24 protein-coding genes are annotated in these 23,871 nt (G+C 66.4%); 19 read left to right on the forward strand and 5 right to left on the reverse strand.

Going from position 1 to position 23,871, the window contains the following annotated elements:
* Positions 1-11 precede the first annotated feature (11 nt).
* Positions 12-281, forward strand: a complete 270-nt coding sequence (locus IM738_RS01735; protein WP_236964181.1) for a hypothetical protein — start codon at positions 12-14, stop codon at positions 279-281.
* Positions 282-308: 27 nt separating this feature from the next.
* Here IM738_RS01735 and ugpQ read toward each other — a convergent pair whose 3' ends face one another.
* From ugpQ to ugpB, 5 genes are all read right to left on the reverse strand, one after another.
* Entirely contained in the window at positions 309-1,121 is an 813-nt protein-coding gene (gene ugpQ, locus IM738_RS01740; protein WP_236964182.1) for a glycerophosphodiester phosphodiesterase, read from the reverse strand.
* The gene (ugpC, locus tag IM738_RS01745) at positions 1,118-2,131 is read right to left on the reverse strand and encodes a sn-glycerol-3-phosphate ABC transporter ATP-binding protein UgpC (RefSeq protein ID WP_236964183.1); all 1,014 of its coding nucleotides are present in this window, start codon (positions 2,129-2,131) and stop codon (positions 1,118-1,120) included. The genes ugpQ and ugpC overlap by 4 nt, the downstream gene beginning before the upstream one ends.
* A gap of 46 nt (positions 2,132-2,177) precedes the next feature.
* Complete coding sequence (gene ugpE / locus IM738_RS01750) at positions 2,178-3,029, reverse strand: sn-glycerol-3-phosphate ABC transporter permease UgpE (protein ID WP_236964184.1); 852 nt, start codon at positions 3,027-3,029, stop codon at positions 2,178-2,180.
* Positions 3,029-3,916, reverse strand: a complete 888-nt coding sequence (gene ugpA / locus IM738_RS01755; RefSeq protein ID WP_236964185.1) for a sn-glycerol-3-phosphate ABC transporter permease UgpA — start codon at positions 3,914-3,916, stop codon at positions 3,029-3,031. Before ugpA ends, ugpE begins: the two co-directional genes overlap by 1 nt.
* 94 nt (positions 3,917-4,010) lie before the next feature.
* Positions 4,011-5,327 carry a sn-glycerol-3-phosphate ABC transporter substrate-binding protein UgpB gene (gene ugpB / locus IM738_RS01760; RefSeq protein ID WP_236964186.1) on the reverse strand — a complete coding sequence of 439 codons (1,317 nt, stop codon included), beginning with the start codon at positions 5,325-5,327 and terminating at the stop codon, positions 4,011-4,013.
* Between the two features lie 175 nt (positions 5,328-5,502).
* Between ugpB and IM738_RS01765 the strand changes: the two genes are divergently transcribed.
* The 18 genes from IM738_RS01765 to IM738_RS01850 all read left to right on the forward strand — a co-directional run bounded on the left by IM738_RS01765 (position 5,503) and on the right by IM738_RS01850 (position 23,856).
* Positions 5,503-9,396 (forward strand): DUF3683 domain-containing protein, encoded by a 3,894-nt coding sequence (locus tag IM738_RS01765; RefSeq protein ID WP_236964187.1) that lies wholly within the window; start codon positions 5,503-5,505, stop codon positions 9,394-9,396.
* 27 nt (positions 9,397-9,423) lie between these two features.
* Complete coding sequence (locus IM738_RS01770; protein ID WP_236964188.1) at positions 9,424-9,843, forward strand: gamma-butyrobetaine hydroxylase-like domain-containing protein; 420 nt, start codon at positions 9,424-9,426, stop codon at positions 9,841-9,843.
* Positions 9,844-9,852: 9 nt separating this feature from the next.
* Positions 9,853-10,584, forward strand: a complete 732-nt coding sequence (ubiE, locus tag IM738_RS01775) for a bifunctional demethylmenaquinone methyltransferase/2-methoxy-6-polyprenyl-1,4-benzoquinol methylase UbiE (RefSeq protein WP_236964189.1) — start codon at positions 9,853-9,855, stop codon at positions 10,582-10,584.
* 28 nt (positions 10,585-10,612) lie between these two features.
* Positions 10,613-11,536, forward strand: coding sequence for a Tim44 domain-containing protein (locus IM738_RS01780; RefSeq protein ID WP_236964190.1), 924 nt, complete (start codon positions 10,613-10,615; stop codon positions 11,534-11,536).
* Between the two features lie 84 nt (positions 11,537-11,620).
* Complete coding sequence (locus IM738_RS01785) at positions 11,621-12,202, forward strand: ubiquinone biosynthesis accessory factor UbiJ (protein WP_236964191.1); 582 nt, start codon at positions 11,621-11,623, stop codon at positions 12,200-12,202.
* Entirely contained in the window at positions 12,199-13,764 is a 1,566-nt protein-coding gene (gene ubiB, locus IM738_RS01790) for a ubiquinone biosynthesis regulatory protein kinase UbiB (RefSeq protein WP_236964192.1), read from the forward strand. The genes IM738_RS01785 and ubiB overlap by 4 nt, the downstream gene beginning before the upstream one ends.
* A gap of 178 nt (positions 13,765-13,942) precedes the next feature.
* Positions 13,943-14,284, forward strand: a complete 342-nt coding sequence (locus IM738_RS01795) for an FmdB family zinc ribbon protein (protein WP_236964193.1) — start codon at positions 13,943-13,945, stop codon at positions 14,282-14,284.
* Between the two features lie 11 nt (positions 14,285-14,295).
* Positions 14,296-14,976, forward strand: a complete 681-nt coding sequence (locus tag IM738_RS01800) for a DUF502 domain-containing protein (RefSeq protein ID WP_236964194.1) — start codon at positions 14,296-14,298, stop codon at positions 14,974-14,976.
* A 48-nt stretch (positions 14,977-15,024) separates the two neighbouring features.
* Positions 15,025-16,827, forward strand: coding sequence for an aspartate--tRNA ligase (gene aspS / locus IM738_RS01805; protein ID WP_236964195.1), 1,803 nt, complete (start codon positions 15,025-15,027; stop codon positions 16,825-16,827).
* A 66-nt stretch (positions 16,828-16,893) separates the two neighbouring features.
* Positions 16,894-17,355, forward strand: coding sequence for a dihydroneopterin triphosphate diphosphatase (gene nudB / locus IM738_RS01810; protein WP_236964196.1), 462 nt, complete (start codon positions 16,894-16,896; stop codon positions 17,353-17,355).
* Positions 17,356-17,573: 218 nt separating this feature from the next.
* Complete coding sequence (locus IM738_RS01815; RefSeq protein WP_236964197.1) at positions 17,574-18,302, forward strand: endonuclease/exonuclease/phosphatase family protein; 729 nt, start codon at positions 17,574-17,576, stop codon at positions 18,300-18,302.
* The gene (gene clsB / locus IM738_RS01820) at positions 18,299-19,618 is read left to right on the forward strand and encodes a cardiolipin synthase ClsB (protein ID WP_236964198.1); all 1,320 of its coding nucleotides are present in this window, start codon (positions 18,299-18,301) and stop codon (positions 19,616-19,618) included. Before IM738_RS01815 ends, clsB begins: the two co-directional genes overlap by 4 nt.
* 189 nt (positions 19,619-19,807) lie before the next feature.
* A complete protein-coding gene (folE, locus tag IM738_RS01825; RefSeq protein WP_236964199.1) occupies positions 19,808-20,542 on the forward strand; it encodes a GTP cyclohydrolase I in 735 nt (244 codons plus the stop codon).
* 10 nt (positions 20,543-20,552) lie between these two features.
* A complete protein-coding gene (locus tag IM738_RS01830; RefSeq protein ID WP_236964200.1) occupies positions 20,553-20,978 on the forward strand; it encodes a BLUF domain-containing protein in 426 nt (141 codons plus the stop codon).
* Positions 20,979-21,111: 133 nt separating this feature from the next.
* Positions 21,112-21,993 carry an EamA family transporter gene (locus tag IM738_RS01835; RefSeq protein ID WP_236964201.1) on the forward strand — a complete coding sequence of 294 codons (882 nt, stop codon included), beginning with the start codon at positions 21,112-21,114 and terminating at the stop codon, positions 21,991-21,993.
* Complete coding sequence (locus IM738_RS01840; RefSeq protein ID WP_236964202.1) at positions 21,990-22,847, forward strand: DUF429 domain-containing protein; 858 nt, start codon at positions 21,990-21,992, stop codon at positions 22,845-22,847. Before IM738_RS01835 ends, IM738_RS01840 begins: the two co-directional genes overlap by 4 nt.
* Positions 22,848-22,997: 150 nt before the next feature.
* On the forward strand, positions 22,998-23,486 hold the full coding sequence (locus tag IM738_RS01845) for a 6,7-dimethyl-8-ribityllumazine synthase (RefSeq protein ID WP_236964203.1): 489 nt from the start codon (positions 22,998-23,000) through the stop codon (positions 23,484-23,486).
* A gap of 16 nt (positions 23,487-23,502) precedes the next feature.
* Complete coding sequence (locus IM738_RS01850; protein WP_236964204.1) at positions 23,503-23,856, forward strand: DUF1161 domain-containing protein; 354 nt, start codon at positions 23,503-23,505, stop codon at positions 23,854-23,856.
* Positions 23,857-23,871: the final 15 nt, after the last annotated feature.

A 23,871-nucleotide genomic window follows, 5' to 3' on the forward strand; every position in this document is an offset into this window, starting at 1 on the left:
GACCACAAAGAATGACTTTTTTCGCCTTGTTGTGGCATCTGGCCGGCTTTCTGGCGCCGGCCCTGGGTCTGGCCGCGGTGTTGTGGACCGTGCCCCGCTTGTGGAAGCGGGCCCGCTCGGCCCGCTGGTCAGCCCGCACCGAGGCGTTGATGCTGTTTGGTTCGGGCGTGGTGGTGTTGCTGGCGGGTCTGATTGTTTTAGGGCGCGACGGCAAGATGCTCACTTACACCGCCCTGGTGCTGGCCCAGGCCTCGGTGGCCTGGTGGAACCGCAGCCGCTGACCGTTGCCGCTCCCCTGCGGGGGGTGATCAGTCCGATGGGAACAGGTCGACCCGGTCGGTGATGATTCCGTCGAGACCCAGGTCCACCAGGCGCTGGGCCGCTGCCGGCTCGTTGACCGTGTAGGCCAGGCAGCGCATGTCGGCCTGCCGCACCTGCGCCACCGTGGTGGCATCCCACAACACCTGATCACAGACCACGGCCTCGCAGCCGAGCCGGATCGCCGTGTCCCGCCAGCCGGTCCACAGCGATTCGAGCAGCAGGCCCCGGCGCACGCCGGGCGCCACCGCCTGCGCACCGGCGAGGGCCTCGGGCTGGAACGAGGTCAGCAGCGGTGCCGGGAGCCCGTCGGGCAGGGTCGGGCTGCCGTTTGGCGGCAGGTTCCAGAGCCGCAGCACCGCCTGGGCCACCGCGCGCCCGGTGGCCAGCTCGGTACCCGTGGTCGGCTTGATCTCGATGTTGAGTGCATGGTGGTTGGCCTGGCAGAACCGCGCCACGGCCTCCAGTGTGGGCAACGGTTCGCCGGCATGGCCGCGCGAATGCCAGCTGCCCGCGTCCAGCTGGCTCAGCGCAACCCAAGGCTGCTCACCTGCGACGCCATGGCCGTTGCTGGTGCGCTCCAGCGTGTCGTCGTGCAGCAGGAAGACCACGCCGTCGGCGCTGAGCTTGGCGTCGCATTCGTACATGCGGTAGCCATGGGCCGCGCCGTGGCGGAAGGCGGCGAGCGTGTTTTCGGGGGCCAGCTTGCCCGCGCCGCGGTGGGCGATCCAGCGCGGGTAGGGCCAGGGTGACCTTGCTGCCGGGTGGCTCCCGTCGGGGGGCAGAGTGTGGGGCGTCGTCATGCCCCGGATTGTCGCTGGCCGGTCTGCGCGTCGAACCAGTGCATGCGGTCTTCGCGAGGCTGGGCGTGAATGGTGCTGCCGATGGCCGGCGCGCCCTGGTCTTCGTGGGTGCGGATGATGAGCATTTCGTCGCCCAGGCGCGCGTGCACCAGGCGCTCGGCCCCCAGCAGTTCGACCGTTTCCACCTGGAGCGCCCAACCGCTGTCGCCGATGTCGATGTGTTCGGGGCGGATGCCGAGCAGGCTGCCGGGGCGTCCGCCCGGCGCGTGCTGGAGCAGGTTCATGGGCGGCGACCCGATGAAGCTGGCCACGAAAGTGGTGGCCGGGCGCGTGTAGACCTCTTCGGGGGTGCCAAACTGTTCCATCCTGCCGGCGTTCATCACGATCATGCGCTGCGCCAGCGTCATGGCTTCGACCTGGTCGTGGGTCACGAAGAGCGAGGTGATGCCGAGCTCGCGGTGCAATTTCTGGATCTCCAGCCGGGTCTGGGCGCGCAGCTTGGCGTCGAGGTTGGACAGCGGTTCGTCGAACAGGAAGACCTGGGGCTGGCGCACGATGGCGCGGCCCATGGCCACGCGCTGGCGCTGACCACCCGAGAGCTCCCGCGGTTTGCGGGTCAGCAGGTGGCCCAGTTCCAGGATGCCGGCGGCCTTGTCGACGCGCTGCTTGATCTCGGCGATGGGCACTTTCTTGATCTTCAGGCCATAGGCCATGTTGTCGAACACGGTCATGTGCGGGTAGAGCGCGTAGTTCTGGAACACCATGGCGATGTCGCGTTCGGCCGGCTCCAGCGTGTTGACCACACGCTCGCCAATGCAGATGTCGCCGCCGCTGATGTCTTCCAGACCGGCCACCATGCGCAGCAGCGTGGATTTGCCGCAGCCCGATGGGCCGACGATGACGATGAACTCGCGGTCGGCGATCTCGGCGTTCACACCGTGGATCACTTGCAGCTCGGTCTTGCCGGTGCGGTAGCGCTTGACCACGTTGCGCAGGGAAATGGATGCCATGGAAATCTCTGTTGTTGTCTCTGTTGTTCTTCGATGACGGGGTGGCTCACTTCTCGGTGTCCACCAGACCCTTGACGAACCAGCGCTGCATGAGCATGACGACCAGCGCGGGCGGGATCATGGCCAGCACGGCGGTGGCCATCACGATGTTCCAGTCGGTGGCGGCGTCGCCGCCGCTGATCATGCGTTTGATGCCGATCACCACCGGGTACATGCTCTCTTCGGTCGTCACCAGCAGCGGCCAGAGGTACTGGTTCCAGCCGTAGATGAACTGGATCACGAACAACGCGGCGATCGAGGTGGTGGACAGCGGCAACAGCACGTCCTTGAAGAAACGCATCGGGCCCGCACCGTCCATGCGCGCGGCCTCCACCAGTTCGTCGGGCACGGTCAGGAAGAATTGCCGGAACAGGAAGGTCGCGGTGGCCGAAGCGATCAGCGGCACGGTGAGGCCGGCATAGGTGTTGAGCATCCCCAGGCTGGCCACCACCGCGTAGGTCGGTCCGATGCGCACCTCCACCGGCAGCATCAGGGTGACGAAGATCGCCCAGAAGAACAGCATGCGGAACGGGAAGCGGAAGTAGACGATGGCAAAGGCCGACAGCAGCGAGATGGCGATCTTGCCGATCGCGATCACCAGCGCGGTGATCAGGCTGACCATCATCATGCGGCCTACAGGCGCGTTGGAGGCGGCGCCCATGCCGGTGCCCTGCAGCGCGGCGGTGTAGTTCTCGATCAGCTGGTTGCCCGGCAGCAGCGACATCGGCGCCTGCACGATGGCTTCTGCCGTCTGGGTGGAGGCGACGAAGGTCAGGTAGAGCGGGAAGCCGACCACCAGCACGCCGAGGATCAGCACGGCGTGGGACAGCACGGTCAGGCCGGGGCGGCGTTCGATCATCAGTATTGGACCTTCTTCTCGACGAAACGGAACTGCACCACGGTGAGTGCAATGACGATCACCATGAGCACCACCGACTGCGCCGCCGAGCCACCGAGGTCCAGCGCCTTGAAGCCGTCGTAGTAGACCTTGTAGACCAGGATCGCGGTGTCCTTGCCCGGGCCTCCCTGGGTGGCCGCGTCCACGATGGCGAAGGTGTCGAAGAAGGCGTAGACCACGTTGATCACGAACAGGAAGAAGGTGGTGGGCGAGAGCAGCGGGAACTGGATGGTCCAGAAGCGCCGCCAGGGGTGCGCGCCATCGATGGCTGCGGCCTCGATCAATGACTTTGGAATGCTCTGTAGGCCCGCCAGGAAGAACAGGAAGTTGTAGGAGATCTGCTTCCAGACCGATGCCAGCACGATCAGCGTCATGGCGTGGGTGCTGTTGAGCAGGCTGTTCCACTCGATGCCGAAGGCGCGCAGCGCGTAGGACACGACGCCGATGGAGGGCGCCAGCATGAACAGCCACAACACACCGGCCACGGCCGGAGCCACCGCGTAGGGCCAGATGAGCAGCGTGCGGTAGATCAGCGTGGCCTTGACCACGCGGTCGGCGAACACCGCCAGCACCAGCGAGATGCCGATGCCCAGCCCCGCGACCAGCACGGAGAACACCGCGGTGGTCTGGAACGAGGCCAGGTAGGTGTCGTCCTTGAGCAGGTTTTCGAAGTTCTGCAGCCCCACCCATTCGGTCGAGATGCCGAAGGCATCGGACTGCTGGAACGACTGCAACAGCGCCTGCGCTGCCGGCCAGAAGAAGAACACCAGGATCACGATCACCTGGGGTGCCAGCAGCACCCAGGGGAGCCAGCCGGAGCGGAACACGACGCGTTTTTCAGAAGCCATGCGGGCCGTGGTGCAGGTGGTTGGGTTGGATCGCCCCGCGCGCTTTCAACGGATGCGCGGGAGTGGGGGCGGCGGTGCAGACCGCCCGCAGGACTCAGTTCTTGTTGGCCGCCTCGAATCGCACCAGCAGCTCGTTGCCGCGTTTGACCGCGCTGTCCAGCGCTTCCTTGGCGGACTTCTTGCCGGCCCAGACCTGCTCCAGCTCCTCGTCCTCGATCGCGCGGATCTGCACGAAGTTGCCCAGACGGATGCCGCGCGACTTCTCGGTGGTCTTGCGGATCATCTGGTTCACGGCCACGTCGGTGCCGGGGTTCTGTTTGTAGAAGCCTGCCTTTTCGGTGGCTTCGAACGAAGCCAGCGTGATCGGCAGGTAGCCGGTGCGCTGGTGGCTCTTGGCCTGGATCTCGGCGTTGGTCAGGTAGTTGAAGAACGCGGCCACGCCCTTGTACTCCGGGGCCTTTTTGCCGGCCATGACCCAGAGCGATGCACCGCCGATCACGGTGTTCTGGGGCGCGCCGGCCACGTCGGGGTAGTAGGGCAGCGGGGCAATGCCGAAGTCGAACTTGGCGTTTTTCTTGATGCTGGCGTAGGTGGACGACGAGGCGGTGGCCATCGCGCACTCGCCCGAGTAGAACGGCGCGTCGGCGGCGTTGCCGCGGCCGCGGTAGACGAACAGGCCCTGCTTGGCCATGTTGGCCAGGTTCTCGATGTGGCGCACGTGCAGCGGGCTGTTGAAGTTCAGGCGCGCGCTGGTGCCGCCAAAGCCGTTGCCCTTGGTGGCGAACTCGGTGTTGTGCCAGGTGGAGAAGCTTTCCAGCTGGGTCCAGCCCTGCCAGCTGGTGGTGAAGGGGCAGCTCACGCCCGAGGCCTTGAGCTTGGCGGCGGCCAGCACCACTTCGGGCCAGGTCTTGGGCGGGCTGTTCGGGTCCAGGCCGGCCTTCTTGAACAGGTCCTTGTTGTAGTTGAAGACGGTGGTCGAGCTGTTGAGCGGGAAGCTCAGCATCTGGCCATTGGGGGCGGTGTAGTAGCCCACCACGGCCGGGATGTAGGCCTTGGGGTCGAACTTGTAGCCGGCATCGGCCAGGACCTTGCCCACCGGAACGATGGCGCCTTTGGCGGCCATCATGGTCGCGGTGCCGACCTCGTAGACCTGCAGGATGTGCGGCGCATTGCCGGCGCGGAAGGCCGCCACGGCGGCCGGCATGGTTTCGTCGTAGGTGCCCTTGTACGTGGGCACGATCTTGTATTCCTTCTGGCTGGCGTTGAAGCCATTGGAGAGGTCCAGCACCCAGTCGTTGAGGCCGCCGGTCATGGAATGCCACCACTGGATTTCGGTCTGCGCGTGGGCTGGGCCGCTCATGAGGGTGGCGAGGGCCAGCAGGCCGGAGAGGGGGATGAATGGCTTGCGCATGAAGTGCTCCTGTTTGGGCGTACGAAAGGCCGCAGGGTATCGGCTCTGTGTGACAAAACCATTGCACATGCGTTTCCAGGGCATGACAACAGGGGTTTCCACGAGGGAGGTGGGTGTATGTTGCGCTGCGGTACCATCTTGGGTTCTGTACTGTCATGCTGGCGACTGCCACACAATGAACGCTCCCACGCCGCTTTCGCTCCTCGTTACCGCCGCCGACGACGCGCCGCGCCTGCGCGAGATTCCATACAACTACACCTCCTTTTCGGACCGGGAGATCGTGCTGCGGTTGTTGGGCGAGCGGGCCTGGGGGCTGCTGGACGGCCTGCGTGGCGAACGCCGCACCGGCCGTTCGGCCCGCATGCTGTACGAGGTCCTGGGTGACATCTGGGTGGTGCAGCGCAACCCCTATCTGCAGGACGACCTGCTCGACAACCCCAAGCGCCGCGCCGCGCTGGTCGAGGCCCTGCACCACCGCCTGGGCGAGGTGCAGAAGCGGCGCACGCCGCAGGACGATGCCGCGCGCGACGCCCTGGTGGCCGAGCTGCTCACCGCCGCCAAGGCCGCGGTCGACGGCTTTGCCCGCTCGTTCGAAGAGATGGCCGCCTTGCGCCAGCGCGCCACCAAGGCGCTGCGCCGGCTGACGGCGAAGGACAACATCAAGTTCGACGGTCTTTCGCGCGTGTCGCACGTGACCGACGCCACCGACTGGCGCGTGGAATACCCGTTCGTGGTGCTCACCCCCGACACCGAGGCCGAGATGGCCGAGCTGGTGCGCGGCTGCTTCGAACTCGGCCTGACCATCGTGCCGCGCGGCGGCGGCACCGGCTACACCGGCGGTGCGATCCCGCTGACCTGGAAGAGCGCGGTGATCAACACCGAAAAGCTCGAAGCCATGACCGAGGTGGAGTTCGTGGCCGTGCCCGGCCACGCCGAGCCGCTGCCCACGATCTGGACCGAAGCCGGCGTGGTGACGCAGCGCGTGGCCGATGCGGCCGAGCGCGCCGGCCATGTGTTCGCGGTGGACCCGACCTCTGCCGAAGCCTCGTGCGTGGGTGGCAACATCGCCATGAACGCCGGTGGCAAGAAGGCCGTGCTCTGGGGCACGGCGCTGGACAACCTGGTGAGCTGGCGCATGGTGACGCCGCAGGCGCAGTGGCTGGAAGTCACGCGCCTGGACCACAACCGCGGCAAGATCCACGACGCCGAGGTCGCCACCTTCGAACTCAAGTACTTTGACGCCAACGGCAAGACGCCCGTCCGCACCGAACAGCTGGTGATCCCCGGCTCGACCTTCCGCAAGGAAGGCCTGGGCAAGGACGTGACCGACAAGTTCCTGGCCGGCCTGCCGGGCATCCAGAAAGAAGGCTGCGACGGCCTGATCACCAGCGCGCGCTGGCTGGTGCACCGCATGCCCGAACACGTGCGCACCGTGTGCCTGGAGTTCTTCGGCAACCCCAAGGACTGCGTGCCGTCCATCGTGGACATCAAGGACTTCATGTTTGCCGAGATGAAGCGCCCTGGCGGCGCCATCCTCGCCGGCCTGGAACATCTGGACGACCGTTACCTCAAGGCCGTGGGCTACGCCACCAAGAGCAAGCGCGGCACCTTGCCGAAGATGGTGCTGGTGGGCGACATCGTTGGCGATGACGCCGACGCCGTGGCCCGCGCCACCAGCGAGGTGATCCGCCTGGCCAACGGCCGCAGCGGCGAAGGTTTCGTGGCCATCAGCGCCGAAGCGCGCAAGAAATTCTGGCTCGACCGCAAGCGCACCGCGGCCATCAGCAAACACACCAACGCCTTCAAGGTGAACGAAGACGTGGTGATCCCGCTGCCGCGCATGGGCGAATACACCGAGGGCATCGAGCGCATCAACATCGAGCTCTCGCTGCGCAACAAGCTCAAGCTCTGCGAGGCGCTGGAAGCCTTCTTCACCCGCGGCCAGCTGCCGCTGGGCAAGACCGACGACGCCAACGACATTCCCAGCGCCGAGCTGCTGGAGGACCGCGTGCAGCAGGCGCTGGCGCTGGTGCGCGAAGTGCGCTCGCTCTGGGCCGGCTGGTTGCGCGATGTGGACACGTTGTTCCCGCAGCTGCAGGACCACCGCCTGCGTGCTAGCTGGAAGGCGCAGATCCGCGCGCCTCTTCAGGGCATCTTCACCGGCGCGGCGTTCGGCCCGATCCTGGCCGAATGCACGGCGATCCACCAACGCGTGCTCAAGGGCCGGGTCTGGGTGGCGCTGCACATGCATGCCGGCGACGGCAACGTGCACACCAACATTCCCGTCAACAGCGACGACTATGAGATGCTGCAGACCGCGCACGAAGCGGTGGGCCGCATCATGGTGCTGGCACGCAGCCTGGACGGCGTGATCTCGGGCGAACACGGCATTGGCATCACCAAGCTGGAATTCCTGACCGACGACGAGTTGCGCCCATTCGCCGAGTACAAGGCCAAGGTGGACCCCGAAGGCCGCTTCAACAAGGGCAAGCTGCTGCGGGCCCTGTCGGGCGTACAAGGGCTCGCCGCAGACACCAGCCTGCGCAGCGCCGACCTCTCCAACGCCTACACGCCCAGCTTCGGGCTGATGGGCCACGAGTCGCTGATCATGCAGCAGAGCGACATCGGCGCCATCGCCGATTCGGTCAAGGACTGCCTGCGCTGCGGCAAGTGCAAGCCGGTCTGCGCCACGCACGTACCGCGCGCCAACCTGCTCTATTCGCCGCGCAACAAGATCCTGGCGACCTCGCTGCTGGTTGAGGCGTTTCTGTACGAAGAGCAGACGCGCCGTGGCATCAGCATCAAGCACTGGGAAGAATTTGAAGACGTGGCCGATCACTGCACGGTCTGCCACAAGTGCCTGTCGCCGTGCCCCGTCAAGATCGACTTCGGCGACGTGACCATGAACATGCGCAACCTGTTGCGCAAGATGGGGCAGAAGAGCTTCCGTCCGGGCAACGCCGCAGCCATGTTCTTCCTGAACGCGACCAACCCCGAGACCATCAAGTTCATGCGCTCGGCCATGGTGGACGTGGGCTTCAAGGCCCAGCGCCTGGCCAACAACGTGCTGAAGCTCGCCGCGCGCAAACAGACCAGCGCACCGCCGGCCACGCTGGGCCCCGCGCCGATCAAAGAGCAGGTGATCCACTTCATCAACAAGAAGATGCCCGGTGGCCTGCCCAAGAAGACGGCGCGCGCGCTGCTGGACATCGAGGACAAGGACTACGTGCCCATCATCCGCAACCCGGTGGGCACGACGGCGGAAACCGAGGCGGTGTTCTATTTCCCCGGCTGCGGCTCGGAGCGACTGTTCAGCCAGGTGGGGCTGGCCACTCAGGCCATGCTCTGGCACGCGGGCGTGCAGACCGTGCTGCCGCCGGGTTATCTGTGCTGCGGCTACCCGCAGCGCGGCTCGGGCCAGTTCGACAAGGCCGAGAAGATCATCACCGACAACCGGGTGCTGTTCCACCGTGTGGCCAACACGCTGAACTACCTGGACATCAAGACCGTGGTGGTGAGCTGCGGCACCTGTTACGACCAGCTCCAGGGCTACGAATTCGACAAGATTTTCCCCGGCTGCCGCATCATCGACATCCACGAATACCTGCTGGAAAAAGGCATCACGCTGCCGGCCGGGCAGGGCGGTTACCTTTACCACGACCCTTGTCACACGCCGATGAAGCTGCAGGACCCGATGAAGACGGTGAAGGCGCTGGTGGGCGACAACGTGGTCGAGAGCAAACGCTGTTGCGGCGAGAGCGGCACGCTGGGCGTGACCCGGCCCGACATCTCGACCCAGATCCGTTTCCGCAAGGAAGAAGAGATCAAGAAGGGCGAGGCGCAGCTGCGCGCCGCCGGCACCGTGGGCGCCCAGGACAACATCAAGATGCTGACCTCGTGCCCGAGCTGTCTGCAAGGTCTGACGCGCTATGGCGACGACCTGAACAACGGTCTGCTCGAAGCCGACTACATCGTGGTCGAGATGGCCAACCAGATCCTGGGCAAGGACTGGCTGCCCGAGTACGTGGCCCAGGCCAACCAGGGCGGCATCGAACGCGTGCTGGTCTGATCACAAGCAACGCAACAGGAGACAGCCATGGCCGGACTCGACAAGAACACCCCGACACCGCAAGACATCACGGTGCACAGCCAGTCGCGTGTGCTTCAGGTGAGCTTCTCGGACGGCAGCGACTTCCGCATCCCGTTCGAACTGATGCGGGTGTATTCGCCATCGGCCGAGGTGCAGGGCCACGGCCCGGGGCAGGAAGTGCTACAGACCGGCAAGCGCGAGGTGGATGTGGTGGCGCTGGAGCCGGTTGGCAACTATGCCGTGCAACCCACCTTCAGCGACGGGCACGACAGCGGCATCTTTTCCTGGGACTACCTGTACTTCCTCGGTGTGAAGCAGGACGAGCTGTGGGCCGACTACCAGGAGCGCCTCCTGCAAGCGGGGGTTGACCGCGACGCCGCCATGCCGGAAAAACCAGGCTCGGCCTGCGGCAGCCACTCTCACTAGGACGGAACCATGGCCTCCACCCATTTCGGATTCAAGACCGTTGACGAACAGGACAAGGCGAAACACGTTCGCAGCGTGTTCGATTCCGTCGCACCCAAGTACGACGTGATGAACGACCTCATGTCGGCAGGCCTGCACCGTGTCTGGAAGCGTTACACGATCACGGTGGCGAATCCCCAGCCGGGCGATCAGGTGCTCGACATCGCCGGGGGAACCGGCGACCTGTCGCTGGCCTTTGCCAGGAAGGTCGGCCCCACCGGGCGCGTGGTGCACACCGACATCAACGAAGCGATGCTCAGCGAGGGACGCAATCGCCTGCTGGACCTCGGCGTGGTGCTGCCCACGGCGGTGTGTGACGCCGAAAAGTTGCCGTTCGCCAGCGGGTCGTTTGACATCATCACGGTGGCTTTCGGTCTGCGCAACATGACCAACAAGGACCACGCGCTGGGCGAGATGCTGCGGTGCCTCAAACCTGGGGGCAAATTGCTGGTGCTGGAGTTTTCCCGGGTGGCCAAGCCGCTGGAAAAAGCCTATGACTGGTATTCGTTCAACATCCTGCCGAAGCTGGGCAAGCTGGTGGCCAACGACGAGGACAGCTACCGCTACCTCGCCGAGTCCATCCGGATGCATCCGGGGCAAGAGGAGTTGAGACAGTTGATGAAGTCCGTGGGTTTTGGCCACGTGGATGTGCACAACCTCAGCGCCGGGGTGGTCGCGCTGCACGTGGGCATCAAGTGTTGAACACAACAAGATTCAAGGGGCAAGGGCAATGAGCAGGTGGTGGTCGTTGATGCTGGTGGGGTTGATGGTGCTGGGCTCGTCGCAGGCGGTGGCCAAACGCCTGGGTGGGGGCGCGTCGGTGGGCCAGCAGTCGGGTCAGGTCACCCAACCTTCCGCGAACCCCGCAGTGTCCCCGGCGGCCACGGCTGCCGGTGGTCCCGCCGCCACTTTGGCTCCCCAGCGCCCCTGGGGTTCGGTGCTCGGTGGTGTAGCCGCGGGGTTGGGCCTGGCCTGGCTGGCGTCTTCGCTGGGCCTGGGTGAGGGGTTTGCCCAGGTGCTTCTCCTGGGGGTGCTGGCGCTGGTGGCGCTGGCGCTGTTCCGTGCCTTGGCTCGCCCCAGCACACCTGCGCTCGCCACGCCGGGTGCACACGCTTCATCTGCAGAGGGTGGCCAGGTTCCCGTTCCGCGTGGCTACAGCCCGAAAAACGTGGGCAATGACGCCTCGGCCCGCCCTTGGGAAAACCAGGCCGTCTCGCCGGCCGATGGCTCGACGATCGGTGCTGCACTGGGGGTGTCTGCCCCATGGGGGGTGCCGGACGGCTTTGACACCGCCGGGTTTCTCCTGGCATCCAAGGCCAACTTCGTGAGTCTGCAGGACGCCTGGGACCGGGCGGACATCCCCAGTCTGCGCGCCATGATGACTGACGGCATGCTGACCGAGATCCGCAGCCAGCTGGTTGAGCGGGAGCGCTCGGGTGCCGGCGACAACAAGACCGAGGTGGTGATGCTGGAGGCGCGGCTTCTGGGCATCGAAGAGCTGGAGGGCGACTACATGGCCAGCGTCGAGTTTTCCGGCCTGATTCGCGAAGACGTCTCATCTGGCCCCAACCCGTTTCGCGAGGTGTGGAACATCACGCGACCGAAGTCGAACACCAGTGGCTGGCTGGTGGCGGGCGTTCAGGCCCTGCAATGAGGTGGTGCGGCGCCTGCGCCGCGCCCGGTTGTTCCTTGGCGCTCTCGCGAGTGGCGGGCGTTATCCGTCAGAATCGGAGGGACCATGAAAAATGAATCCCCCGTTTCCCCCTCCGGGTCCAGCGCCACATCTCCGCTGGGTGTTCTGCAATCCCTGCTGGGCAGCGTTCGTCCCCCTGAATGGGTGGTGGATGAGGTGCAGAACCGTGTCGTGCTGTTCCTCAATCATGTATTGATGCAGGAGCCCCAGGCGCAGGAACGGCTCAAGCGCCAGAAGGGGAAGCCCGTCAAGGTGCAGTGGGGCGACTTTCACCTGACGCTCGCGGCCACGGCTGCGGGCCTGCTGGAGCGCCCCCCGGGGGAGACGCCGCCCGAGCTGAACGTCACCCTGACCCAGACCTCGCCGCTGGACATCGCCCGGCGGGTGCTGTCTGGCGACAAGCCGGGCGTGGACATCCAGGGCGACGTGCAACTGGCCGCCGAAGTGGCCTGGCTGGTGGACAACGTGCGCTGGGACGTCGAGGAAGACCTCTCCCGCTTCCTCGGTGATGCGACCGCGCACACCCTCGCCCGTTTCGCGCGCAGCGCGGCCACGGCGGTCAAGGGGTTTGCCGGGCGCCGGTCTGCTGCGGATGCGTCCGGGCAAGGCGACGGATACAAGGCATGAGCCGCCTGTTTCGTGGTGTCTTCATCGTCTGGGTGGTGTTTCGCTATGGGCTGGACGAGCTGGTGCTCTCCAGCTTCCAGCGGCCGACGCTGCGGCTGATCACGCGCATCGTTTCCATCGGCCGCAACCTGGACGCACCGCGCGGCGAGCGCCTGCGCGAGGCACTGGAGCGCCTGGGGCCCATTTTCGTGAAGTTTGGCCAGGTGCTGTCCACCCGGCGCGACCTGCTGCCCCCCGACATCGCCGACGAACTCGCCCGCCTGCAAGACCGGGTGCCGCCGTTCCCCAGTGCGGTGGCGGTGGCCACCATAGAGCGCGCGTTCGGCAAGCCGCTGGACGCGGTGTTCATCCACTTCGAGCAGGTGCCGGTGGCCAGCGCGTCCATTGCACAGGTGCACTTCGCCACCTTGCGCGACGGTCGCCACGGCGGGCGCGAGGTGGCGGTGAAGGTGCTGCGCCCCCAGATGGGCCCGGTGATCGACAAGGACATCGGCCTCATGCGCATGATGGCCGGCTGGGTCGAAAAGCTCTCTGCGGACGGGAAACGCCTGAAGCCGCTGGAGGTGGTGGCGGAATTCGACAAATACCTGCACGACGAGCTGGACCTGTTGCGCGAGGCGGCCAACGCCGCCCAGCTGCGCCGCAACATGCAGGGGCTGGATCTGGTGCTGATCCCGGAGATGTTCTGGGACTATTGCCACACCGAGGTGATGGTGATGGAGCGCATGCACGGACTGCCCATCAACAAGGTGGATGAGCTGCGCCAGCTGGGCGTCGACATCCCCAAGCTGGCCCGCGACGGCGTCACCATCTTTTTCACCCAGGTGTTCCGCGACGGCTTTTTCCACGCCGACATGCACCCGGGCAACATCCAGGTCAGCGTGAATCCGGCCACCTTCGGGCGCTACATCTCGCTGGATTTCGGCATCGTCGGCACGCTGACCGAGTTCGACAAGGAATACCTGGCGCAGAACTTCACCGCCTTCTTCCGGCGCGACTACAAGCGCGTGGCCGAGCTGCACATCGAGAGCGGCTGGGTGCCAGCGGACACCCGGGTGGACGAGCTGGAGTCGGCGATCCGTGCCGTGTGCGAGCCATATTTCGATCGGCCACTGAAAGAAATTTCGCTCGGCATGGTGCTGATGCGGCTGTTCCAGACCTCGCGCCGCTTCCAGGTCGAGATCCAGCCGCAACTGGTGCTGCTGCAGAAAACGCTGCTCAACATCGAAGGCCTGGGGCGCGACCTGGACCCGGAGCTGGACCTCTGGAACACCGCCAAACCGTTTCTGGAGAAGTGGATGCTGGAGCAGGTCGGGCCCAAAAAGCTGCTGGAACAGCTGAAGGCCGAAGCACCACAATACGCCAAGCTGATCCCCGCGCTGCCCCGTCTGATGCACGATTTCCTTCAGTACCGTCCCCATGCTTTGCGCCAGGAACTGGACGCCCTGCTGGTCGAGCAGCGCCGCACCAACCGGCTGCTGCAAGGCATTGTCTGGGGCGGCGTGGGCTTTCTCCTCGGGTTGCTCCTGATGCAAGTGCTGGTGCGCGTGCGCCTCTGGTGATGCCGCTGCGGTGAGCCATGGTCTGTGGCCCAGAGGCCAAGGCCACAATTTATAATGTCAGGTTTTGTTCGAACGCCCGACTGGCGCCGCCTGTCGGGGCCCGACCGGCCCCGTCGGGCAGCGACAGTCGCCGGGCGCGATACCGGCCCATTCTTCCGGCCCAACTACAGGTTCCGTCATGCCGATTTATGCCTACAAGTGCGCGTCCTGCGGCCATGCCAAGGACGTGTTGCAAAAAATGTCCGACGATCCGCTGACCGTCTGCCCGGCCTGCGGTCAGTCCAGCTTCCAGAAACAGCTCACCGCCGCCGGCTTCCAGCTCAAGGGCTCAGGCTGGTACGTGACCGACTTTCGCGGCGGCAACACCGGCGCGACAGCACCCGCAGTGGCCGGAGGCGAAGCCACGGCCGGCACTGACGGCGCCGCCGCAACGCCGGCCGCACCCGCCGCTGCGCCTGCGGTCGCCGCGCCAGCGGCGGCACCGGCCGCCAGCACCGCCGCCCCGACGTCGTCCACCTGAGTCCACGCTGCATGCTGTCCCTGCGCAAATGGCTGCTCGCCGGCCTGCTGGTCTTGGTGCCCCTGATCATCACCCTGTGGGTGCTGGACTGGGTGGTGGGCACGCTCGACCAGACGCTGCACATCCTGCCGCAGAGCTGGCAACCCGATCAGCTGTTCGGCGTCCACATCCCGGGGCTGGGGGTGATCTTCGCGCTGGTGGTGGTGCTGTCCATCGGGGCGCTGGCATCCAACATCATCGGCAACCGCCTGATCAACTGGTGGCATGCGCTGCTGCACCGCATCCCTGTGGTGCGCTCCATCTACTCGGGCGTCAAACAGATTTCCGACACGCTGTTTTCCGAGAAAGGCAACGCCTTTCGCAAGGCCTTGCTGGTGCAGTGGCCGCACACCGGCATGTGGACCATCGGTTTTCAGACCGGCACACCCAGCGGCGAGGTGCTGCGTCACCTGCAGGCCCAGCCGGGACGGGCCAGTGAGCACGATGAGTTCCTGAGCGTGTTTGTGCCCACCACGCCCAACCCCACGGGTGGCTATTTCGTGGTGGTGCGCCGCAGCGATTGCCTGGAGTTGCAGATGAGCGTGGACGAAGCGCTCACCTACATCGTCTCCATGGGCGTGATCGCTCCCGGTGCGCCGAAAAACGCCCTTCCCAAAGAGGTGGCGCCCGGCGCTGCCTCGACACCGACCTGACGAATCCCCGCCGCAAAACACGGCGAACCTGCTGAAAGAAGAACCGATATGGCCATGCGCTCCCACTATTGCGGTCTGGTGACCGAAGCCCAGCTGGGCCAAACCGTGCAACTTTGCGGCTGGGTCAACCGCCGCCGCGACCACGGTGGCGTGATCTTCATCGATCTGCGCGACCGCGAAGGCTATGTGCAGGTGGTCTGCGATCCGGACCGTGCCGACATGTTCAAGACCGCCGAAGACGTGCGCAACGAGTTCTGCGTGCAGGTCACCGGCCTGGTGCGGGCGCGTCCCGAGGGCACCACCAACGACAACCTGAAGAGCGGCAAGATCGAAATCCTGTGCCACGAGCTCAAGGTGCTCAACGCTTCGGTGACGCCGCCGTTCCAGCTCGACGACGACAACCTGAGCGAAACCACCCGCCTGACGCACCGCGTGCTCGACCTGCGCCGCCCCTACATGCAGAACAACCTGATGCTGCGCTACCGCGTGGCGATGGAAGTGCGCAAGTTCCTCGACGCCAACGGTTTCATCGACATCGAAACGCCGATGCTGACCAAGAGCACGCCCGAAGGCGCGCGCGACTACCTGGTGCCCAGCCGCGTGCACGATGGCCACTTCTTCGCGTTGCCGCAAAGCCCTCAGCTGTTCAAGCAGCTGCTGATGGTGGCCGGCTTTGACCGCTACTACCAGATCACCAAGTGCTTCCGCGACGAAGACCTGCGCGCCGACCGCCAGCCCGAGTTCACGCAGATCGATATCGAGACCTCGTTCCTGACCGAGGAAGACATCCGCGAGATGTTCCAGGGCATGATCAAGACGGTGTTCCAGAACACCCTGGGCGTGGACCTGGGCGAGTTCCCCATCATGGCCTACAGCGAAGCCATGCACCGCTTCGGCTCGGACAAGCCCGACCTGCGCGTGAAGATGGAGTTCACCGAGCTCACCGACGTCATGGCCGACGTGGACTTCAAGGTCTTCAGCGCCCCAGCCCAGATGAAGGGTGGCCGCGTGGTGGCCCTGTGCGTGCGTGGCGGTGCCGAAATGCCGCGCAGCGAGATCGATGCCTACACCGAGTTCGTCAAGATCTACGGCGCCAAGGGCCTGGCCTGGATCAAGGTCAACGAACTGGCCAAGGGCAAGGACGGCCTGCAGTCGCCCATCGTCAAGAACCTGCACGACAAGGCGATTGCCGAGATCCTGGCCCGCACCGGCGCGCAGGACGGTGACATCCTCTTCTTCGGCGCCGACAAGGCCAAGATCGTCAACGATGCCATCGGTGCGCTGCGCCTGAAGATCGGCCACAGCGTCCTGGGCAAGAAGAACGGCCTGTTCGAAGACCGCTGGGCCCCCATGTGGGTGGTCGACTTCCCGATGTTCGAGCACGACGAAGAAGCCGACCGCTGGACCGCCGTGCACCATCCCTTCACCGCGCCGAAGGATGGCCACGAAGACTGGATGGTCACCGCACCCGAGAAGTGCATCGCCAAGGGCTACGACATGGTGCTCAACGGCTGGGAAATCGGTGGCGGCTCCGTCCGCATCCACACCGCGGCTGTGCAGCAGAAGGTGTTCGACGCGCTCAAGATCACGCCCGAAGAAGCCCAGCTCAAGTTCGGCTTCCTGCTCGACGCGCTGCAGTACGGCGCGCCCCCGCACGGCGGCCTGGCCTTCGGCCTGGACCGCATCGTCACGCTGATGACCGGCGCCGAGTCCATCCGCGACGTGATCGCCTTCCCCAAGACCCAGCGCGCCCAGTGTCTGCTGACACAGGCGCCATCGCTGGTGGATGAAAAGCAGCTGCGCGAACTGCACATTCGCCTGCGCAACGTGGATCTGGCCAAGCCGGCCTGATCGCCGAAGGCGGCAGAATGCAAGGGCGCTGGTTCAGCGCCCTTTTTCTTTGTCTGGACCTGCCCGATGAGCTCGAACCGCCGCTTCAAGATCCCGTTGTCCGTGCTGGTGGTGATCCACACCCCGGCGCTGGAGGTGTTGCTGATCGAGCGGGCCGACGCCCCCGGCTTTTGGCAGTCTGTGACCGGCTCCAAAGACCATGTGAACGAGTCGTTCGAAGCCACGGCGGTGCGGGAGGTGTTCGAGGAAACCGGTCTGGACGCCGGCGCACCGCACCATGTGCTGCGCGACTGGGCGCTGGAAAACGTGTACGAGATCTATCCGCAATGGCGCCACCGTTACGCGCCAGGGGTCGTGCACAACACCGAGCACCTGTTTGGCCTCCGTGTGCCGAGCGCACTGCCCGTTCGGCTGAATCCGAGGGAACACCGTGCGCAGGTGTGGTTGCCGTGGAGGGTTGCGGCAGATCGGTGCTTCTCCCCGTCCAATGCAGAAGCCATCCTGAACCTGCCCTTTTTTCAGCACTGACGTGCTTTCGTGGACGGGTGTTCTTGGGAGGCCGGTCGCGAAAGATGTCGAGGTCTGGAAGATGCGGCCTGCGAGGGCAGGGGGCGCAGCCAGGTGGTGTGCGATGCCTTGTCCCGGGGTGCCTCTCGCTGGACGAACCACTGGAGCGACCCCTCGTTGCGATGGCGGACCCCGCGCACCACCCATCGGTGCCGTTCACCCGTGCGATCATTGAGCGCATGAGCATTCTGCGCATCGCGACGTACAACATCCACAAAGGCGTGCAGGGTCTGGGCCTGGCACGCCGGCTGGAGATCCACAACCTGGCCCACGCGGTCGAGCAGTTCGATGCCGACATCGTCTGCCTCCAGGAGGTGCGCCGACACCACCGCAAGCTGGAAAAACACTTCACCCGCTGGCCCGATCTGGACCAGGCCGGCTACCTGTCGCCCGAGGGCTACGAGTCGGTCTACCGCACCAACGCGGTGACGCGCCACGGCGAGCACGGCAACGCCCTGCTGTCGCGCTGGCCGGTGCTGGACACGCGCCATTCCGACGTGTCAGACCACCGCTTCGAGCAGCGTGGTCTGCTGCATGTGCAGCTGCTGGTGGAAGGGAAAGAGGTGCACGTGGTGGTGGTGCATTTCGGCCTGATCCACGCCAGCCGCGAGCGGCAGGTGGAGCGCCTCGGCCGTTACATCGCGAGCGATGTGCCGCCCGGCGCGCCGCTCATCGTGGCGGGTGATTTCAACGACTGGGGTGCCCAGCTGCTCAAGCCCATGGCGGCGCTGGACCTGCGCACCTTCGACGGTATCCGCCTGCCCACCTACCCGTCCCGCCTGCCGCTGTTGCACATGGACCGCATTTACGCGCGTGGGCTCCATCCTGTCAGTGCACACGTGCCGCATGGTCGCGCCTGGGCGCGCATGTCCGACCACCTGCCTCTGATCGCCGAGCTGGAGCTGTGACAACCGCCGCCGATCCCCCTGAGCGCACCGGGCCGGCCATTCCGCGACCGGGTCACCAGCTCCTGCTGCTGGAAGGGGGCACGGCGCTGTTTCCCGCGCTGGTGGAGGCGATGGACGCCGCGCGCCGGGTGATCCATCTCGAGACCTACATTTTCGAGTTCGCCGGTTCGGCGCTCAGCGTGGCCGAGGCCCTGGAGCGTGCGGCCCGGCGGGGCGTGCTGGTGCGGCTGGTGGTCGATGGCGTCGGGACGCCGAAGGTGCCGCTGGAATGGCAGCAGCGATTTGCCCAGGCGGGCGTGCGTTGGCGGGTGTACTCGCCGCTGGGGCGCCTGGGCTTGCTGATCCCGAGTCGCTGGCGCCGGTTGCACCGCAAGCTCTGTGTGGTGGATGGCACCGTCGGTTTCTGTGGCGGCATCAACCTCATCGACGATTGTGACGACGTGGCGCTGGGCCGCCTGAAGGTGCCGCGGCTGGATTTCTCGCTGCGCGTGGCCGGCCCCCTCGTGGACGACATGGTGGAGACCATGGAACAGCTCTGGTGGCGCCTGCAGGCGGTGCGCCGGGCCCGCCAGCGGGAATTCAAGGCGGCCTGGGATGCCTTGCGCGAGACCCTGCCCGTGGGGGACTTCTCGCGCCTGCTCAAGAAGATCGAGGTGTTCACCGCCCTCGCGCCCCGCGCCAAGGGGAACGCCGAGGGCAATGAGGCCGCACCGTTTCCCGACGGGCCGATGGGCGTGAACGACGCGCGTGCCGCGCTGCTGTTGCGCGACAACGTCAGCCACCGGCACGACATCGAGCGCGCCTACCTCAAGGCGCTGGGCGCTGCCCGCCACGACATCGTGATCGCCAACGCCTATTTCGTTCCCGGCCGCCGCCTGCGCCGGGCGCTCACCATGGCCACCGCGCGTGGTGTGCGCGTGCGCCTGCTGCTGCAGGGGCGCTACGAAAACTTCTTCCAGTACCGATCCGCCCGGCCGGTGTACCAGGAGCTGCTGGACGCGGGCATCGACATCCGCGAGTACGCGCCCAGCGCGCTGCACGCGAAGGTGGCGGTGGTGGACCGCACCTGGGCGACGGTGGGCTCGACCAATCTCGATCCGCTCTCGCTGCTGCTGGCCCGCGAGGCCAACGTCATGACCACCGACCGGCGTTTTGCCCAGCTGCTGCACCAGCGGCTGGACGCGTTGGTCGAGCACGCCGGGCACAAGCTCGACGCCGCATCGCTCGGGCTGCGTCCCTGGTACCAGCGGGCACTGGACCGGTTCGCCTTCGGCGTGATGCGGGCCTTGTTGTTTGTGACGGGGCACCGGTATTGACCCCCCCGCCGCGCTGCGCGCGACCCCCCGAGGGGGCAACGCTGGCGGCCCGGCCAAGCCGGTTTCGCGGCGTTCTGGGTTGGGGCACTTCACGCCGGGGAGTGCTTTTCGGCTCGCCACTTCGTGTTGCCAAGACCCCTGGCCGGCGCCTGGTATTCGGGGCTTTGGGGGCCGGTGTTAGCATGCCTGATGCTCATGAAAACCGAACCTGACATGACCCCTGCCACCCCTTCTGACGACGACCAGGGCGTGCCCATGTCCGTCAAGATCCGCGAGCGCGTCCAGGCCGCTCGCCGCCGTTTCCACTCCAACGACAACATCGCCGAGTTCATCCAGCCCGGTGAGCTGGACCAGCTGCTGGAGGAGGTCACGGTCAAGATGCAGGGCGTGCTCGACAGCATGGTGATCGACACGCAGAACGACCACAACACCGGCGACACCGCGCGCCGCGTGGCCAAGATGTACCTGAAAGAGGTGTTCAACGGCCGCTACGTCAAGGGCCCGGCCGTCACCGAGTTCCCCAACGCCGAGCACCTCAACGAGCTGATGATCGTCGGCCCGATCACCGTGCGCAGCGCCTGCAGCCACCACTTCTGCCCGGTCATCGGCAAGATCTGGATCGGCGTCATGCCCAACGAGCACACCAACGTGATCGGCCTCTCGAAGTACGCGCGCCTGGCCGAGTGGATCATGGGCCGCCCGCAGATCCAGGAAGAGGCCGTGGTGCAACTGGCCGACCTGATCCAGGAAAAGACCCAGCCCGACGGCCTGGCCATCGTCATGGAGGCCAGCCACTACTGCATGGCCTGGCGCGGTGTGAAGGACATGGACAGCAAGATGATCAACTCGGTCATGCGCGGCGTGTTCCTCAAGGACCCCAACCTGCGCCGCGAATTCCTCTCCCTCATTCCCCGCAAATCCTGAAGAACACACCATGCTGGTCCGTCTGCTTTACGTCAGCCGAGCGATCGACAAAGATTGCTCCAAGGCCATCGAGTCCATCCTCGAAACCTCCCGCTCGCACAACATGGGCAACGGCATCACCGGCGTGCTGTGTTACGGCGGTGGCGTGTTCCTCCAGGCCATCGAGGGCGGCCGCAACGCGGTCAATACGCTTTACAACCACATCGCGGCCGACCAGCGCCACACCGACGTGGTGCTGCTGCACTACGAAGAAATCACCGAACGCCGTTTCGGTGGCTGGACCATGGGGCAGGTCAATCTCTCCAAGCTCAACACCTCCATCGTGCTGAAATATTCCGAGCGCCCCGAATTCGACCCGTACGGCGTGTCGGGCAAGGTCTCGCTGGCCCTGCTGGAAGAATTGATGGCCACCGCCTCGATCATCGGAAGGGCTTGAGGCTCTCCCCCCTGCGCCGCTGCGCGGCTTCCCCCCTCTCTGGCGCGCCTGCGGCGCTGGGAGGGGGGACGGCACCTGGGGCCGGCAGAGCCGGACCCTCGGTGCCTCCGGATGGGGCCTCGCGCGCTGCGGTATGTCGCTGACCGCGTTCGGTCTCATCGTGCTCGCCGGCCTGATCCACGCGGGCTGGAACATCGTGGCCAAGAAGGCCGGTGGCGACGCGCGTTTCGCTTTCTTCACGGCCTTCATCATGATGGGCCTCTGGGCGCCGCTGGGCTGGTGGTTGGGGCGCGGCGTGGTGGCGAACTGGGGCACGGTCGAGTGGTCGCTGGTGGTGGCCTCCGGCGTGCTGCACGTCTTCTATTACGTGATCCTGCTGCGCGGCTACCGCAAGGCCGACCTGACCGTGGTCTACCCGCTGGCGCGCGGCTCGGGTCCGCTGCTGTCCTCGCTGGTCGCCATCGTGTTCCTGGGCGAGCGCATCTCCGCGCTGGGCGTGGCCGGTATCGCGGGCGTGGTGGGTGGCGTGTTCCTGATCGCGGGCGGCCCCGGCCTGCTGCGCGCGGCACGCGACCCGGCCGCGCGGCGGCGGGTGCACAAAGGCATGGTCTACGGCGTGCTCACTGGCGCCTTCATCGCCGCCTACACGGTGGTCGACGGTTATGCGGTGCGCTGGGTGCTGATGTCGCCCATCCTCTTGGACTACATGGGCAACTTCGTGCGCGTGGCGCTGCTCGCGCCCAGCGTGCTGCGCGACCGGGCCACCGCCTGGCGGCTCTGGCAGCAGCAATGGCGCCACGCGCTGATGGTCGCGGCGTTCAGCCCGGTGGCCTATGTGCTGGTGCTGTACGCGATGCAGGAGGCGCCGCTGTCGCACGTGGCACCCGCGCGCGAGGTGTCGATGCTGTTCGCCGCGTTGCTGGGCGGGCATTTGCTGGGTGAGGGCGAACGCGGCTCGCGCGTGCTGGGGGCGCTGTGCATCGCCGGCGGTGTGGTGGCCCTGGGCCTGGGATGAGCGCAATGACCACCCCACACACCACCCTGCTGGGCTGTGACTTCACGAGCGCACCTTCGCGACGCAAGCCCGTCACACTCGCCGTCGGCCACCACGACCGCGGTCGCGTTCTGCTCGATGCCCTGGAAACCTTCGACACGCTGGACGCCTGGCAGGCGCGGCTGGCGCAGGCCACCGACGGTGGCTGGGTCGGCGGGTTTGACCTGCCCTTCGGCCTGCCGCGCGAGCTGGTGCAGGCGCTCGGCTGGCCCACCGACTGGCTGCCCTGCATGCGGCACTACGCCAGCTTGTCGCGCGAGCAGGTCCGCGACACCTTCGCCGCGTTCTGCGACGCCCGGCCGGTGGGCGGCAAGTTCGCGCACCGCGCCACCGACGGCCCGGCGGGCTCCAGCCCGAGCATGAAGTGGGTCAACCCGCCGGTGGCCTTCATGCTGCACGCGGGCGTGCCCCGCCTGATCGAGGCGGGCGTCACGCTGCCCGGCCTGCACGGCGGTGATCCGCGTCGCGTCGCGCTCGAGGCCTACCCTGGCCTGCTGGCGCGCAGTGTGCTGGGCGCCACCAGCTACAAGAGCGACGACAAGGCCAAGCAGACACCCGAGCGGCTGATCGCCCGCAAGACGCTGGTCAACGCGCTGGAAAACGGGCTGGCGCCGCTGTTGCAGGCGGCCGGCCTGCGCCTCAAGCTCAGCCACGCGCAACGCGACGCCCTGGCCGACGACGCCAGCGGCGACCGCCTCGACGCCGTGCTCTGCCTGCTGCAGGCCGCCTGGGCGCAGTGGGAGCACGAGGCCGGTCACCCCCGCTTCGGCCTGCCCGAATTCGACCCGCTCGAAGGCTGGATCGTGACCGCTTGACGTGACGCACCCCCGCCGCGCTTCGCGCGACCCCCTCCAGGGGGCGGCACTGGCCGTCCGGCAGAGCCGGCCCGGCGGTGCCCTGGGTGGAGCCGTTTCATGCGCAGTGACCAGGGTCTTTCAGCGCCGCAACGGGTATCCTTGCAGCCCATGAAAACGCCCGAATCCCCCGCTTTGCCCGCCGACCTGCGCTTCGCTTTCGTCGAAGCCTCGTGGCACGCCGACATCGTCCACCAGGCGCGCGACGCCTTCTTTGCGCGCATGGCCGAAGGCGGTGTGGCTGCTGAACGCATCGACGTGTTCGACGTGCCCGGCGCGTTCGAAATCCCCTTGCACGCCCAGCGCCTGGCGCGCTCGGGGCGCTACGCCGCCATCGTGGGCAGCGCGCTGGTGGTGGACGACGGCATCTACCGTTTCGACTTCCTCTCGCAGACCGTGCTGCAGGCGCTGATGGACGTGCAGCTCGACACCGGGGTGCCCCTGATCTCGGCCGTGCTCACGCCCCACCATTTCCACGAACATGCCGAACACCGCAAGTACTTCCAGCGCCACTTTGCGGTCAAAGGCACCGAGGCCGCCGAGGCCTGCCTGCAGACCGTGGCCGGGCTGCAGCGACTCGGTTCGACGCTGTCTTCCTGAAGGGCGGGCACACACGATGACATCGACCGTCTTTTGTGTGCTCGGCCTGGCCCTGCTGGTGGGTGGTGCCCGAGCTGCGGACGTCTGTGAGCCGCTGCGGGAGCAGATCGAGTTTCAGATCGCCGGCACCGGTGCCACCGGCTTTGCGGTGATGGTGGTGGACGCCGACGCCGAGGTGGCCGGCAAGGTGGTGGGCACCTGCGCCCAGGGTTCGCGCAAGCTGGTCTATGTGCGGGGGGGCAGCGCGAGCACCCGACCCGTCCGGCCCGTGGCGGCGCCGGTGCCGCCAGCGCGCGGCAACGACGCCCACATCATCACCGAGTGCCGCGACGGCACGGTGGTGCGCGGCAACGCGACCTGTAAACCGTGAACCACCCCCGCCGCG

It is taken from the genome of Hydrogenophaga sp. SL48, from assembly GCF_021729865.1.
Lineage (GTDB): Bacteria > Pseudomonadota > Gammaproteobacteria > Burkholderiales > Burkholderiaceae_C > Hydrogenophaga.

What these genes read in the sequence shown, in the direction of transcription:
- IM738_RS01735 (WP_236964181.1), top strand. Translation starts at nt 12, where the DNA reads ATGACTTTTTTCGCCTTGTTGTGGCATCTGGCCGGCTTTCTGGCGCCG.
- ugpQ (WP_236964182.1), bottom strand. Translation starts at nt 1,121, where the DNA reads ATGACGACGCCCCACACTCTGCCCCCCGACGGGAGCCACCCGGCAGCA.
- ugpC (WP_236964183.1), bottom strand. Translation starts at nt 2,131, where the DNA reads ATGGCATCCATTTCCCTGCGCAACGTGGTCAAGCGCTACCGCACCGGC.
- ugpE (WP_236964184.1), bottom strand. Translation starts at nt 3,029, where the DNA reads ATGATCGAACGCCGCCCCGGCCTGACCGTGCTGTCCCACGCCGTGCTG.
- ugpA (WP_236964185.1), bottom strand. Translation starts at nt 3,916, where the DNA reads ATGGCTTCTGAAAAACGCGTCGTGTTCCGCTCCGGCTGGCTCCCCTGG.
- ugpB (WP_236964186.1), bottom strand. Translation starts at nt 5,327, where the DNA reads ATGCGCAAGCCATTCATCCCCCTCTCCGGCCTGCTGGCCCTCGCCACC.
- IM738_RS01765 (WP_236964187.1), top strand. Translation starts at nt 5,503, where the DNA reads ATGAACGCTCCCACGCCGCTTTCGCTCCTCGTTACCGCCGCCGACGAC.
- IM738_RS01770 (WP_236964188.1), top strand. Translation starts at nt 9,424, where the DNA reads ATGGCCGGACTCGACAAGAACACCCCGACACCGCAAGACATCACGGTG.
- ubiE (WP_236964189.1), top strand. Translation starts at nt 9,853, where the DNA reads ATGGCCTCCACCCATTTCGGATTCAAGACCGTTGACGAACAGGACAAG.
- IM738_RS01780 (WP_236964190.1), top strand. Translation starts at nt 10,613, where the DNA reads ATGAGCAGGTGGTGGTCGTTGATGCTGGTGGGGTTGATGGTGCTGGGC.
- IM738_RS01785 (WP_236964191.1), top strand. Translation starts at nt 11,621, where the DNA reads ATGAAAAATGAATCCCCCGTTTCCCCCTCCGGGTCCAGCGCCACATCT.
- ubiB (WP_236964192.1), top strand. Translation starts at nt 12,199, where the DNA reads ATGAGCCGCCTGTTTCGTGGTGTCTTCATCGTCTGGGTGGTGTTTCGC.
- IM738_RS01795 (WP_236964193.1), top strand. Translation starts at nt 13,943, where the DNA reads ATGCCGATTTATGCCTACAAGTGCGCGTCCTGCGGCCATGCCAAGGAC.
- IM738_RS01800 (WP_236964194.1), top strand. Translation starts at nt 14,296, where the DNA reads ATGCTGTCCCTGCGCAAATGGCTGCTCGCCGGCCTGCTGGTCTTGGTG.
- aspS (WP_236964195.1), top strand. Translation starts at nt 15,025, where the DNA reads ATGGCCATGCGCTCCCACTATTGCGGTCTGGTGACCGAAGCCCAGCTG.
- nudB (WP_236964196.1), top strand. Translation starts at nt 16,894, where the DNA reads ATGAGCTCGAACCGCCGCTTCAAGATCCCGTTGTCCGTGCTGGTGGTG.
- IM738_RS01815 (WP_236964197.1), top strand. Translation starts at nt 17,574, where the DNA reads ATGAGCATTCTGCGCATCGCGACGTACAACATCCACAAAGGCGTGCAG.
- folE (WP_236964199.1), top strand. Translation starts at nt 19,808, where the DNA reads ATGCTCATGAAAACCGAACCTGACATGACCCCTGCCACCCCTTCTGAC.
- IM738_RS01830 (WP_236964200.1), top strand. Translation starts at nt 20,553, where the DNA reads ATGCTGGTCCGTCTGCTTTACGTCAGCCGAGCGATCGACAAAGATTGC.
- IM738_RS01835 (WP_236964201.1), top strand. Translation starts at nt 21,112, where the DNA reads ATGTCGCTGACCGCGTTCGGTCTCATCGTGCTCGCCGGCCTGATCCAC.
- IM738_RS01840 (WP_236964202.1), top strand. Translation starts at nt 21,990, where the DNA reads ATGAGCGCAATGACCACCCCACACACCACCCTGCTGGGCTGTGACTTC.
- IM738_RS01845 (WP_236964203.1), top strand. Translation starts at nt 22,998, where the DNA reads ATGAAAACGCCCGAATCCCCCGCTTTGCCCGCCGACCTGCGCTTCGCT.
- IM738_RS01850 (WP_236964204.1), top strand. Translation starts at nt 23,503, where the DNA reads ATGACATCGACCGTCTTTTGTGTGCTCGGCCTGGCCCTGCTGGTGGGT.